Source organism: Mesorhizobium sp. M0830 (assembly GCF_040319965.1).
In the GTDB taxonomy this organism is placed as follows: domain Bacteria; phylum Pseudomonadota; class Alphaproteobacteria; order Rhizobiales; family Rhizobiaceae; genus Mesorhizobium.
The window spans coordinates 1-12,960 of the sequence record NZ_JAMYOR010000013.1; the positions used below are offsets into that span (position 1 = coordinate 1).

Below are 12,960 nucleotides of genomic sequence, written 5' to 3' on the forward strand. Positions count from 1 at the left end.
GGGCTTGGGCCCCCCCCTACCTTTTCAAATAGAAAAAAATCTTTATTTTCACAATAATATTTTGACCGGGGGCGCTATACAACTGGGGGGGGGGCCCACAAACCCCCCCCCGCGACTTCAAACGGACCTTGTTTCAGGGCTTGATACGACTATGGACGCGACAGCCCAACACAGCGCGGCAACCGAGCGGCCTCCGGCCTTGGCTCCACGCCTGACGCTGTCCGGCATCTCCAAGAGCTTTCCCGGCGTGCGCGCGCTGCACAATGTCAGCCTGTCGCTCTATCCGGGGCAGGTGACCGCGCTGATCGGTGAGAACGGCGCCGGCAAGTCGACCCTGGTCAAGATCATGACCGGCATCTACCAGCCCGACACGGGCACAATCAGCATCGACGGCGAGGCCGTCACCCTGCCCAGCGCGCATGCCGCCTTCGGCTATGGCGTCACGGCCATCCACCAGGAAACCGTGCTGTTCGACGATTTGACCGTTGCCGAAAACATCTTTCTCGGCCACGCGCCACGCACGCGTTTCGGCACCATCGACTGGCGCACGATGCGCAAGAATGCGCGCGAAGTGCTCGACATCATGCATGCCGGCCATATCGACGCCGACGCGCGATTGAAGGATCTCGGCATTGCCAACAAGCATCTGGTTGCCGTGGCGCGGGCCATGTCGATCGATGCGCAGATCGTCATCATGGACGAGCCGACCGCCGCCCTTTCGATGAAGGAGATCGAGGAGCTTTTCCTGCTGATCGAATTCCTCAAAAGCGAAGGCAAGGCGATCCTGTTCATCAGCCACAAGTTCGACGAGATCTACCGCATCGCCGACCGCTACACGGTGTTCCGCGACGGCGAGATGGTCGGCGAAGGTCTGATCAGGGATGCGGGCCAAAGCCAGATCGTGCGCCTGATGGTCGGCCGCGCCGTCGACCACATCTTCCCGCAGCGCAAGGCCGAGATCGGCGCGCCGGTGCTCTCCGTTTCCGGCCTGTCGCACCCGACCGAATTCAACGACATCGGCTTCGAATTGCACAAGGGCGAGATCCTCGGCTTCTACGGCCTTGTCGGCGCCGGGCGCAGCGAGGTGATGCAGGCGATATCGGGCATCACCCGCACGTCGGGCGGCACGATCACGCTGGAAGGCAAGGTGATCGCGCCGAGATCGGCGGCGGATTCGATCGATGCCGGCATCGTCTACGTGCCCGAGGAACGCGGCAAGCAAGGCGTAGTGATCGGCCTGCCGATCTTCCAGAACATCTCGCTGCCTTCGCTCAAGCGCACCTCCAGATCCGGCCTGCTGCGGCTGTCGGAAGAATTCGAACTCGCCCGCTCCTTTACCGAGCGGCTCGACCTGCGCGCCTCCTCGCTCAGCCAGGATGTCGGCACGCTGTCGGGCGGCAACCAGCAGAAGATCGTCATCGCCAAATGGCTGGCGACGGCGCCCAAGGTGATCATCCTGGACGAGCCGACCAAGGGCATCGACATCGGCTCCAAGGCCGCCGTGCACGGCTTCATGGCCGAGTTGGTGGCGCAGGGCCTGTCGGTGATCATGGTGTCGTCGGAACTGCCGGAAATCCTTGGCATGTCCGACCGCATCGTGGTCATGCGCGAGGGTCTCGTTGCTGCTGTCTTCGACAACAAGGGCCTGGACGCCGAGACGCTGGTCAGGACGGCAGCAGGGATCGCCGCATGAAGGCATTTTTCAAATATCGTGAAATCTGGTTGCTTGCCGCCATCGTCGTGCTGATCGGGCTGATATCGACGCGCTTCCCGGCCTTTGCCGATCCCGGCAATTTGCGCCAGGTGTTCAACGACACCTCGATCCTGATGATCCTGGCGCTTGGCCAGATGGTTGTGATCCTGACCCGGTCGATCGACCTGTCGATGGCGTCCAATCTCTGCTTCACCGGCATGGTGGTGGCAATGCTGAACGCCGCGCATCCGGCAATCCCGATCCCGCTGCTGATTGGCATCGCCCTGGTCGTCGGCCTGGTGCTCGGCGCCATCAACGGCCTTTTGGTCTGGCGGCTGAACATCCCTTCGATCGTGGTGACATTGGGCACGCTCACCATCTATCGCGGCGCCACCTTCGTCCTGTCAGGCGGCGCCTGGGTCAATGCCGACAAGATGAGCCCGGACTTCATCGGCTTTCAGCGGGCGGCGTTCCTCGGCATTCCGGTGCTGTCCTGGATCGCCATCCTGGTCATCGTGCTGTTCTTCGTCCTGATGACGCGCACCGCGCTCGGCCGCTCGATCTATGCCATCGGCGTCAACCCGACGGCTTCGGTCTATGCCGGCATCGATGTCGGCCGGACGAAATTCATCGTCTTCTGCATCTCCGGCATGATCGGCGGCCTCTCGGGATATCTCTGGATCTCCCGCTATGTGATTGCCTCGGTCGAGGTCGCCAACGGCTATGAACTCAACATCATCGCCGCCTGCGTTATCGGCGGCATCTCGATCGCCGGCGGCATCGGCTCGGTCGGCGGCGCAGTGCTCGGTGCGCTGTTCCTCGGCATCATCTCCAACGCACTGCCGGTCATCAACATCTCGCCCTTCTGGCAGATGGCGATCTCGGGCAGCGCCATCATTCTGGCCGTCGTGCTCAACGCGCGCGGCGAACGCCGGCAGGGCCGCATCATCCTGCGAAAAGTGGAGGCGGTGACATGACCGACATCCCTGCCCCGCGCCATATTCCCGACCGGCTCGACAAGCCGCTGCGTTCGGCGATCTTTTCCTGGGAAGCGCTGCTGGTCGTGGTGGCGATGGCGATCTTCGCCATCAACAGCTTTGCCTCGCCGTATTTCCTCGACCCGTACTCGCTGTCCGATCTCACCTTCAATTTCACCGAGAAGGGTCTGATCGCCTTCGCCATGGCACTGCTGATCATTTCGGGCGAGATCGACCTGTCGGTGGCCGCGATCATCGCGCTGGCGTCGACCATGATGGGCATGGCGGTGCAGGCCGGGGCCGGCATGCCGGTGCTGGTGCTGATCGGCATCGTCGTCGGGCTCGGCTGCGGCGCCTTTAACGGCCTGCTGGTGACAAGGCTCGGCCTGCCCTCCATCGTCGTCACCATCGGCACGATGAGCCTGTTTCGCGGCATCGCCTTCATCATCCTCGGCGACCAGGCTTACAAGGGCTATCCCGAAAGCTTCGCCTTCTTCGGCCAGGGCTATGTCTGGTGGGTGGTGTCGTTCGAACTGGTGCTCTTCCTGATCGCAGCCGTCGTTTACTGGTTCCTGTTGCACCGCACGAGTTTCGGCCGTCGTGTCTTTGCCATCGGCAACAACCCGGTCGCAGCACAATTTTCCGGCGTGCGCGTCGGCCGCACCAAGTTCATCCTGTTCTGCCTGACCGGGCTGATGTCGGGCATCGCCTCGGTGCTGATCACCTCGCGCCTCGGTTCGACCCGACCCTCGATCGCGCAGGGCTATGAACTGGAAGTCATCACCATGGTGGTGCTCGGCGGCGTCAGCATTCTCGGCGGCGCCGGCAGCATTCTGGGCGTCGTGCTGGCCGCCTTCATCATGGGGCTGGTGACCTTCGGGCTTGGCCTGCTCAACGTGCCCGGCATCGTCATGTCGATCTTCATCGGCCTGCTCCTGATCATCGTCATCGCTCTGCCGATCGTCTGGCGGCGGCTGCGCGGAGGACGTTGATGCCGCAGAAATACGCGTTCAAGATGAAGCTGAAACCCGGCATGAAGACCGAATACAAGAAGCGCCACGACGAGATCTGGCCGTCGCTGGTCGCGCTCCTGAAGCAGGCCGGCGTTTCCGATTATTCCATCCATCTCGATGATGAGACCAACATCCTGTTCGGCGTGCTGTGGCGCCGAGACGACCACGGCATGGACGACCTGCCTAGGCATCCGGAGATGCAGCGCTGGTGGGCACACATGGCCGACGTCATGGAGACGAGGCCGGACAACGAACCGGTGGCCGTGCCGCTGGAAACCGTGTTCCACATGGAATGAGCACGATACGCCACATCGCCGTCATCGACATCGGCAAGACCAACGCCAAGGTGGCACTGGTCGACCTCGCGACGCTGAGCGAGATAGCATTGCGCCGCATGGCGAATGCACCGGTGCGGCAGGCGCCCTACCCGCATCATGATGTCGAGGCCTTGTGGACATTCATCCTCGACAGCCTTGCCGGCCTCAACCGCGAACAGCGCATCGACGCCATATCGATCACCACACATGGCGCGACGGGCGCGCTGGTCGACGCTTCGGGCGAACTGGTGCTGCCGGTGCTCGACTATGAATTCGATGGCCCCGACAGGCTCGCCGTGGACTATGACACGATCCGTCCGCCCTTCGCCGAGACCGGCACGCCGCGCCTGCCGCTCGGCCTCAATCTGGGCGCGCAATTCTTCTGGCAGCAGAAAAGCTTTCCGGCGGAATTCGCCAAGGCCGCCGCGATGCTGATGTACCCGCAATACTGGGCCCTGCGCCTGAGCGGTGTCACAGCCAACGAGGTGACATCGCTCGGCTGCCACACCGATCTGTGGAACCCGTGGACGGCCGATTTTTCATCATTGGTCGACAGCCGGGAATGGCGCGGCTTGATGGCGCCGGTGAGGCCAGCCAGGGACCGCCTCGGCCCGATCCTGCCCAGTGTCGCGGTGCGAACCGGCCTTGACCCGCAAACGCCGGTCTTCTGCGGCCTGCATGATTCCAACGCCTCGCTGCTGCCGCATCTTCTCTCCGACAAGCCGCCCTTCTCCGTCGTCTCGACCGGCACCTGGGTGGTGTCGATGGCGGTCGGCGGCAAACAGATTGCGCTGGATGCGGCACGTGACACGCTGGTCAATGTCAACGCACTCGGCAATCCCGTTCCCTCGGCGCGCTTCATGGGCGGGCGCGAATTTTCCGTGCTGACAAAGGACCGGCCAGAGCAGTGGAGCGAAGATGATGTCGGCGCCGTGTTGGCGCGAAAAGTGCTGTTGCTGCCGTCGACCCAGCAAGGATCGGGGCCGTTCCCGCATCAGGCCGCGACATGGCTCAACGCCGACGACATGAACAATGGCCAGCGCTTTGCGGTCATCTCGTTCTATCTGGCGCTGATGACGGCGACCTGCCTCGACCTGATCGGCGCCGACGGCCCGACCATCGTCGAAGGCCCTTTTGCCCGCAACCGGCTCTTTGTTGGCATGCTGGCGGCAGCGACGGGGCGCACCGTGGTCGCATCCGAGGCTGCTACCGGCACCAGCATCGGCGCCGCGCTGCTGGCAACCGATCAACTGACGGCTCAGGGCAAAGGCGAAAGAATAGAGCCGCCGGCTGACTCTGCCTGGGCGGACTACGTCAGTGCCTGGCGCGCTGCGGTCGAAGCGCAGAGCTGACTACAAAATCCGCTTGCCGAAAGCCGACATGACGAAGTTGACCACGTCGGTGCCGATCCGAGGCTCCAGATCCGAGATCAGTCCGGAAACGTCCATCGACAGCAGTCCGCCGGAGAGCGCGATCGCCTCCATCGCCTGATGCGTTTCGCGCACGGTGAGGCCGCCGGAGCCCGCAGCCCAGCCGGCGAATTCGGTCACTGTGGGCGAATAGCTGACGTGAAAACCTTGCGTGCCTGATGTAGCGATACGGATCGCTTCGTGCATCAAGTCGCGCATGCCCATGGCGTCGATGTCGGTCATGGTGAAGGCCGACACGCGCGAATCCTTCAGCACCCGCGCTTCGGCCGGATCGGCATGGCGCAAGCCGACGATGACGACATTCTCCGGCGACAGCTGCGGCTGCAACGCGCCGGCCTTGTGGTCGAGGCCAAGCGCGCGCGCCAGCACCGAGCCTTCCGCCAGGTCGATGCCGTCCTCTTCCTCGGGCATCAGGGCGGCGATGGAATCGATCCAGATCAGGCCGAAGGAATGCGTCGCGCGCGCCGTTGCGGTCAGCGCCTTGTGCGCGATGCGACGGTCGGCGCCGGCAGTCAGCCGGATCAGTCCCGATGGCGGCCGCTCGACATCGGCCAGTTCCACCACATCGAAATTCATCGCTTCCAGCCGCGCGCCGGTGCCTTCACGGGCCAGGATGCCGGCAGCCCCTTGCTCGGCGGTGATCTGCACCATCTTGCGGCCGAAAAAGTCCTCGACATCGTGCATCGGGGCCTTCTCGACATATTCCGAGGTCATCGCCAGCAGCATGGCGCCATAGCTCATGCGGAAGGCGACGCGGTCGCCAACGGTCAGCGGCGGATCGGCATCGGCAACATCCAGCAACAGGTGGTCGCTGGAGGCGCCGAGCACTCTTATCCCCTTGGCAATCGGCGTCAGGCCCTCGACCAGCACATCCTCGCGGCCGATATTGGCAATGGCGCGCAGCCTGTCGCCCTCGTCGGGGAAGACCGGCTGGTTGCCGAAGGCGTCGAAGCCGGATTGGCCGATCGGCCGTGACGGCTTGAGCTTGACCTCGATGATATCGCTGGTCAGCCGGCAGGCATCAGGTTCGAGTTCGGCCCATGGCGTGTCGCGGAAGGTCTCGACGCCGCCTTGCAGGATCGCCTCGCCGACCCGCAGATTGTTGATGCCGGCTGGCAGTCTGCCCTCGAGCAGCAGTGGCAGCGACGACGAGGCGCCGCCGGAAATCACGTCGAGGCTTTTGCCGGACAGGCGTTCGGTCTTGTAGGCGTGGGCGACGAGCTGGCCGAGATTTTCCGGCGTCGGCATGATGGCGCCGAAGCAGCCGAGATTGGTGCCGATGCCAGCAATGCGCACGCCTTTGTATTGCAGGATCTGCTCGACCGTCGGGATCAGGTCATTCGGCCAGATGCCTTCGCGGAGATCGCCGAGGTCGATCATCAGCATGATGTCGTGGACACGGCCCATGCGGTCGGCGATGCGCGAAATCTCGCGGATGGTGGCGAGTTCCGACTGCAGGCTGATGTCAACGGTGCGCACCACCTCCTCGACACGCGCCATCGGTGGGCTGCGCAACAGCATGATCGGCACGTTGATGCCGCTGTCGCGCAGCCGGCGGATGTTTTCGAAGCGAGATTCGGCGATGCCGGCGACACCGCCGCGCAGCATGGCGCGCGCCACTTGCGGCATGCCGCAAGTGCCCTTGGTGACGCCGAACACCTTGATGCCCGAGAGCGCGCAGCGCTCGACGATGGTGCGCGCATTGCGCTCGATGCGGCCAAGGTCGATGGCGACTTGCGGTCCCGACATCCTAGCCCCCGTAGACCAGCCCTTGCGGGTCGATTTCCGGCTTGCGGCCGGCGACGAGGTCGGCAAGGAATTTTCCCGAGCCGCAGGCCATGGTCCAGCCGACATGGCCGTGGCCGGTGTCGAGATAAAGATTCCTATAGCGCGCCCGGCCGATGACCGGCACCGAGTTCGGCATCATCGGCCGCAGGCCTGCCCACAGCTCCGCCTTCTTCTCGTCGAAGGCACCGGGAAACAGGTCCTTGCCGGTCCTGAACATGGCGGCGAAGTCGCTGGGCTTATGGCTGCGGTCAAAGCCGGTGAATTCGGCGGTCGAGGCGAGCCGCAGCCGGTTGCCAAGCCTGGAATAGGCGATCAGCTGGTCCTCGTCGGCGCCGCCCGTGGTCGGCCCTTTGCTCTCGTCTTCCAGCGGAATGGTCGCGGTATAACCCTTCACCGGATAGACAGGCAGGTCGATGCCGTAGCGGCGGCCGAGCAGGCCGCTTTCCGGTCCCATCGAGATGACCACGGCATCCCCGGTGACCGGTCCGGCCGAAGTCATCACCGCACTCACCCGGTCGCCCTCGATGGCGAGGCCCTCGACCGTCGTTCCGCAGAGGAAGTTCACGCCAAGTTTTTCGGCTGAATAGGCCGCGAGTTTTTCCACGAACTGCCGGGAATCGCCGGTCTGGTCGATCGGCGAATAGACGCCGCCGGCGATCTTTTCCTTCACGCCGGCAAGACCCGGTTCAAGCTCGACCAGCCGCTCGCGGCCGACGATCTCGATCGGCAGGCCATGCTCGGCCAGATAGCGATAATTGTCGGTGCCGGTGTCGAGACTGTGCTGCGAGCGGAAGAAGTAAAGGATGCCCTTCTTGCGCTCGTCATAGCGAATTCCGGTATCGGCGCAGATGGCGTTGATGCAATCGCGCGAATAGAGCGCCAGGCGCAACTTGACCCGGCTGTTGGCGCGCAGGCGCTCTTTCGTGCACTGGCGCAGGAAGCGCAAGCTCCAGGCGAGGAAATAGGGATCGAAGCGCAGCCGGACCTTGATGCCGAGATCATGATTGTAGAGCGCGCGCAGGAATGTCTTCAGGGCCGCCGGCGAAGCCCAGGCGGTAGCATCCCCCGGAGACACCAGGCCGGCGTTCGACTGGCTGGTGCCACGCGCTGGCGCCGGATGGCGCTCGATCACGGTGACCTCATGGCCGTCGCTGGCCAGATAGAAGGCGGCCGCCGTACCGACGACACCGGCCCCGAGCACCGTTATTTTCATGCCATCCCCCAAAGCGCCTCGCGGCACGGCGCCTCAATGCCGTGCCGCGAATGCCTTCAATAGCGCTTCACTGCCCGCCTTGCGAGCCCTTGCGAGAACCTGGCTCAGCCCCGAGCGGAGTTCTTGCCGGTCAGGATGCGCTCCCAGGCGAGCGCGTCGGCAACGATCTGGTCGAGGTCGTCGCGTTGCGGCTCCCAGCCGAGTTCGGCGCGGGCGAGATCCGAATTGGCAACCACCGCTGCGGCGTCGCCGGGACGGCGATCGCCCATCTTCACTTCGAAATCATGGCCGAAGGCACGCCGCACGCTGTCGATGACCTCGAGCACCGAGTAGCCATGGCTATAGCCGCAATTGGCGACGAGGCTTTGCCCGCCGGCGCGCAGCCGCTGCAGGGCCAAGCGGTGCGCCGCCGCCAGATCGCTGACGTGGATGTAGTCGCGCATGCAGGTGCCGTCCGGCGTCGGGTAATCGGTGCCGAACACCTGCATGAACGGCCGCTTGCCGAGCGCCGTCTCGCAGGCGACCTTGATCAGATGAGTGGCGCCCGGCGTCGACTGCCCGGTGCGGCCCTTCGGGTCGGCGCCGGCGACGTTGAAATAGCGCAGCGCGGTATAGCGCAGGCCGTGCGCGATCCCCGCATCGCGCAGCATCCATTCGCTCATCAGCTTGGACAGGCCATAGGGCGATTCCGGCGCCAGGCGGGCATCCTCGCGCACCGGCTCCAGTCCGGCGCCGCCATAGACGGCCGCGGTCGAGGAAAAGATGAAATTGGGCACGCCTTCGCGCACCGCGGTCTCGATCAGCGTGCGCGTCTTGCAGGTGTTGTTCTCGTAATAGCCAAGCGGATCGGCGACCGATTCCGGGACCACGATGGAACCGGCGAAATGGATGATCGCGTCGACCTTGTTTTCCCTGATGATCGAGCCGACCAATTCCCTGTCGGCGACATCGCCAACCACCAGCTTTGCCTCCGGCGCTACCGCCCATTCGAAGCCGGTCGAAAGACGGTCGAGAACGACCACGCTCTCGCCGGCATCCAGCAGCTCCCAGACCATATGGCTGCCGATATAGCCGGCGCCGCCTGTTACCAAAACTGTCATCCGCGGCCTCGCATCTCAAGATTTATCGGAAACTGTCTCAACCCCCGCCTTACTGGAAAGCCTGCCTGGTGGCCATTAGAACTCATGGTAACCAGCATTGTCTGCACGTGGCATCGTCCTGAAACAAAATTGATCCACATCAAGGGAATAGGCCACGATCCGTGGTCGATAGGAACAGGTCCGGGGCGTGGCATTTTGACCAGAAAGGCCTGGTGGACGACCAATAGGGCAATGATTATGATCCCGCGCAAAAATTGGGAAGCCGACATGAACTACCAGCGATTCTTCGAGGAAGCGATCGACCAGCTCCATGCTGAGCGTCGCTACCGCGTTTTCGCCGACCTCGAGCGAATCGCGGGCAAGTTTCCGCGCGCCATCTGGCGTTCCAACGGCCGCGCCGAGGAAATCACCGTCTGGTGCTCCAACGATTATCTCGGCATGGGCCAGCATCCCGATGTCATCGCCGCGTTCCAGGATGCAGCCGGCAGGATGGGCTCGGGCGCCGGCGGCACCCGCAACATTTCCGGCACCAGCAACCCGCTGGTAGAGCTCGAACTGGAGCTTGCCGACCTGCACGAAAAGGAAGCGGCACTCGTCTTCACCTCCGGCTTCGTTTCCAACGAAGCCTCGATCTCGACCATCGCGCGGCTTTTGCCCAATTGCCTGATCATCTCGGACGAACTGAACCATGCCTCGATGATCGAAGGCGTACGGCGCTCGGGCGCCGAGAAGAAGATCTTCCGTCACAATGACGTCGCGCACCTGGAAAGCCTGTTGCAGGCGGCGGGCCGCGAACGCGCCAAGCTGATTATCTTCGAAAGCGTCTATTCGATGGATGGCGACATCGCGCCAATCAAGCAGATCGTCGAGCTCGCCGAGCGCTACAACGCCATGACCTATATCGACGAAGTGCATGCCGTCGGCATGTATGGACCACGCGGCGGCGGCATCACCGAGCGCGAAGGCCTGGCCGACCGCATCGACATCATCGAAGGCACGCTGGCCAAGGCATTCGGCACGCTAGGCGGCTACATCGCCGGCACCAGTGCAGTGATCGACGCCGTACGCTCCTATGCGCCGGGCTTCATCTTCACCACCGCGCTGCCGCCGGCGATCGCTGCTGCCGCGACCGCGTCGATCCGCCATCTCAAGCGCTCGCAGGCCGAGCGCGATGCCCAGCAGCAGCAGGCCGCGAGGACCAAGCAGATACTCTCTGCCGCCGGCCTGCCGGTGATGGACTCGCCGACCCACATCGTGCCGGTCCTGGTTGGCGATCCGGAACTTTGCAAGATGGCCAGCGACCGCCTGCTCGGCGTTCACGGCCTTTACATCCAGCCGATCAACTACCCGACCGTGCCGCGCGGCACGGAGCGGCTTCGCATCACGCCGACGCCGTTCCACTCCGATGCACTGATCGCCGAACTGCAGGACGCGCTGGTCGAGACCTGGGACGCGCTCGGCATTCCCTATGGCTCCGCCGGTCGGCCGTCCGTGGCCAAGAGCGACCGGATCATTCCGCTGCTGGTGCCCAAGTCAGGCGGCTGAAAAACTCTCCTCCGGCGGCCATCTGACGCGGGTTTCTGCGTCAGCGGCTCAAACAGTCTTCATCCAATTCGCCAGACGATGTGCCGCTTCCTCGATCTGGTCGAGGCGGCGGTGAAAGCACAGCCTGAGGAAGGCTTCGCCGCCGGGGCCGAAGGCCGTGCCTGGAGCCAGCCCGACATTGGCTTTGTCGACGATGTCGAAGGCAGCCGCGCGCGAATCTGTGATGCCGTCGACCGTGAAGAAAAGATAGAACGCACCTTGCGGCACGGTGAATCGGGCACGGCCGGCGGCGCCGAGAATGCCGCAGACCAGATCGCGCGCCTTGCGCGCCCGCTCTACCTGTTCGGCAACAAAGGCATCGCCTTCATCAAGGGCCGCAACCGCGCCGCGCTGCATGAACTGGGCAACGCCGGAATTCGAATACTGGATCAGGTTCTCGAACACCTGCTGCAGGGACGGATGTGTCTTGATCCAGCCGACACGCCAGCCGGTCATCGCCCAGTTCTTGGAAAAACTGTTGACATACAGGATCCGATCCTCCGCCGTCGCGATGTCGAGGAAAGACGGCGCGCGGCCGTGGCTATAGTGGAACAGCGAATAGATCTCGTCGGCGATGATCCAGAGATTCTTGGCGCGCGCGAGATCGAGGATTGACCGCAAGGTCTCGTGATCGGCGGTCCAGCCGGTGGGATTGGACGGCGTGTTGATGAACAGTGCCTTTGTGCGCGGCGTGATCGCCGCTGCGATCTTCTCGACGTCGCAGGACCAGCCATTGCCGGAATGGTCCAGCGTGACCGCAACAGGAATTGCTCCCGCTATCGCCGCGGCGGCGTCGAAATTCGGCCAGGCCGGTGACAAATAAACCACCTCGTCGCCGGCGCCGGCAAGCGCGTCGAGTGCCAGCTGGATGGCGTGCATGCCGGATCCGGTGACGATAAATTGTTCCTCTGGGAAGGTCTTTGCGAAATGCCTGGCATAGTAGCGGGAAAGCGCCTGTCTGAGATCGGGGATGCCTTTCTGCCAGGTGTAGAACGTTTCGCCGCCGGCTAGCGCCTTCGACGCGGCATCGGTGATGAACGAAGGCGTCGGCAGGTCGCCCTCACCGGCCCAGAGCGGGATCATGCCCTCGCGCAGGCGGCCGTAATTGACCACGGCGACAATGCCGCTTTCGGGCGCGGCGCGGGCTTCGGCGCGAAGGCTGTCGATCAGGGTCATGGGCGGGTCCGTTCCGATCTCGGGCGTTGATCGGCGCTCCTTAGCAGATGCGAAAACAGAAAACCCCGGCCGCGAACGACCGGGGTTTTGGTCCAGAAGAGCTGATCCGTCTATCTCCTGGCGAGCAAGTCGCGAATTTCGGTGAGCAGCGCGACATCGGCGGGCGGCGGAGCGGCCGGCGCGGCAGGCTTCTCGCGCTCAAGCCGCTTGCGCATGTTGTTCACCGCCTTGACCATCAGGAAGATGATGAAAGCGAGGATAAGGAAGTTCAACGCCACGGTTATGAAGCTGCCATACGCGAAAACAGCGCCTTGCTTCTTAGCGTCTGCCAGCGAGGTGGCGTTGACGGCCGAGGAGAGCCCAAGGAAATAGTTGTTGAAATCCAGGCCGCCGAAAATCGCGCCGACGATCGGCATGATGATGTCGTTGACGAGGGAATCGACGATCTTGCCAAAGGCCGCGCCGATGATGACGCCGACCGCAAGGTCCATCACATTGCCCTTGGAAATGAATTCCTGGAACTCTTTCAGCATTCGACCCTCCTTGTCATGACCGGCCGAGCTGCCGTTTCCCGTCCTCAGGCATCGACCCGAGGACAAACATAACAAAAACCTCCGGTTGCAACATCGGCAAAAAGCAGGAAGCAACCGGTTTCTCCTTCCCCGACGG

General features: G+C 63.4%; 11 protein-coding genes. 6 read left to right on the plus strand and 5 right to left on the minus strand.

The window, feature by feature from the left end:
- The first annotated feature begins 151 nt into the window (after positions 1-151).
- The 5 genes from NKI20_RS10375 to NKI20_RS10395 are packed head-to-tail and all read left to right on the plus strand — an operon-like array spanning position 152 to position 5,352.
- Complete coding sequence (locus NKI20_RS10375) at positions 152-1,693, plus strand: sugar ABC transporter ATP-binding protein (RefSeq protein ID WP_352830298.1); 1,542 nt, start codon at positions 152-154, stop codon at positions 1,691-1,693.
- Positions 1,690-2,670 (plus strand): ABC transporter permease, encoded by a 981-nt coding sequence (locus NKI20_RS10380; protein WP_352830301.1) that lies wholly within the window; start codon positions 1,690-1,692, stop codon positions 2,668-2,670. Before NKI20_RS10375 ends, NKI20_RS10380 begins: the two co-directional genes overlap by 4 nt.
- Positions 2,667-3,662, plus strand: a complete 996-nt coding sequence (locus tag NKI20_RS10385; protein WP_352830304.1) for an ABC transporter permease — start codon at positions 2,667-2,669, stop codon at positions 3,660-3,662. The genes NKI20_RS10380 and NKI20_RS10385 overlap by 4 nt, the downstream gene beginning before the upstream one ends.
- Positions 3,662-3,979 carry an L-rhamnose mutarotase gene (gene rhaM / locus NKI20_RS10390; protein WP_352830306.1) on the plus strand — a complete coding sequence of 106 codons (318 nt, stop codon included), beginning with the start codon at positions 3,662-3,664 and terminating at the stop codon, positions 3,977-3,979. Before NKI20_RS10385 ends, rhaM begins: the two co-directional genes overlap by 1 nt.
- Positions 3,976-5,352: an FGGY-family carbohydrate kinase gene (locus NKI20_RS10395; RefSeq protein ID WP_352830309.1), complete on the plus strand. Its 1,377-nt coding sequence runs from the start codon at positions 3,976-3,978 to the stop codon at positions 5,350-5,352. The genes rhaM and NKI20_RS10395 overlap by 4 nt, the downstream gene beginning before the upstream one ends.
- Here the strand turns inward: NKI20_RS10395 and NKI20_RS10400 are convergent, their stop codons facing one another.
- The 3 genes from NKI20_RS10400 to galE all read right to left on the minus strand — a co-directional run bounded on the left by NKI20_RS10400 (position 5,353) and on the right by galE (position 9,531).
- The gene (locus tag NKI20_RS10400) at positions 5,353-7,179 is read right to left on the minus strand and encodes an alanine racemase (RefSeq protein ID WP_352830311.1); all 1,827 of its coding nucleotides are present in this window, start codon (positions 7,177-7,179) and stop codon (positions 5,353-5,355) included.
- A gap of 1 nt (position 7,180) precedes the next feature.
- Entirely contained in the window at positions 7,181-8,431 is a 1,251-nt protein-coding gene (locus NKI20_RS10405) for a D-amino acid dehydrogenase (RefSeq protein WP_352830314.1), read from the minus strand.
- A gap of 104 nt (positions 8,432-8,535) precedes the next feature.
- Positions 8,536-9,531, minus strand: a complete 996-nt coding sequence (galE, locus tag NKI20_RS10410; protein WP_352601293.1) for a UDP-glucose 4-epimerase GalE — start codon at positions 9,529-9,531, stop codon at positions 8,536-8,538.
- A 267-nt stretch (positions 9,532-9,798) separates the two neighbouring features.
- On the opposite strand from galE, the gene hemA reads away from it, so the two are divergent.
- Positions 9,799-11,076: a 5-aminolevulinate synthase gene (hemA, locus tag NKI20_RS10415; RefSeq protein WP_023758017.1), complete on the plus strand. Its 1,278-nt coding sequence runs from the start codon at positions 9,799-9,801 to the stop codon at positions 11,074-11,076.
- 48 nt (positions 11,077-11,124) lie between these two features.
- On the opposite strand, the gene NKI20_RS10420 is transcribed toward hemA, so the two are convergent.
- Together NKI20_RS10420 and mscL are read right to left on the minus strand one after the other, a co-directional pair.
- Positions 11,125-12,291: a pyridoxal phosphate-dependent aminotransferase gene (locus NKI20_RS10420; RefSeq protein WP_352830318.1), complete on the minus strand. Its 1,167-nt coding sequence runs from the start codon at positions 12,289-12,291 to the stop codon at positions 11,125-11,127.
- Between the two features lie 110 nt (positions 12,292-12,401).
- Entirely contained in the window at positions 12,402-12,824 is a 423-nt protein-coding gene (gene mscL / locus NKI20_RS10425; protein ID WP_013533610.1) for a large conductance mechanosensitive channel protein MscL, read from the minus strand.
- Between the last annotated feature and the right edge of the window lie 136 nt (positions 12,825-12,960).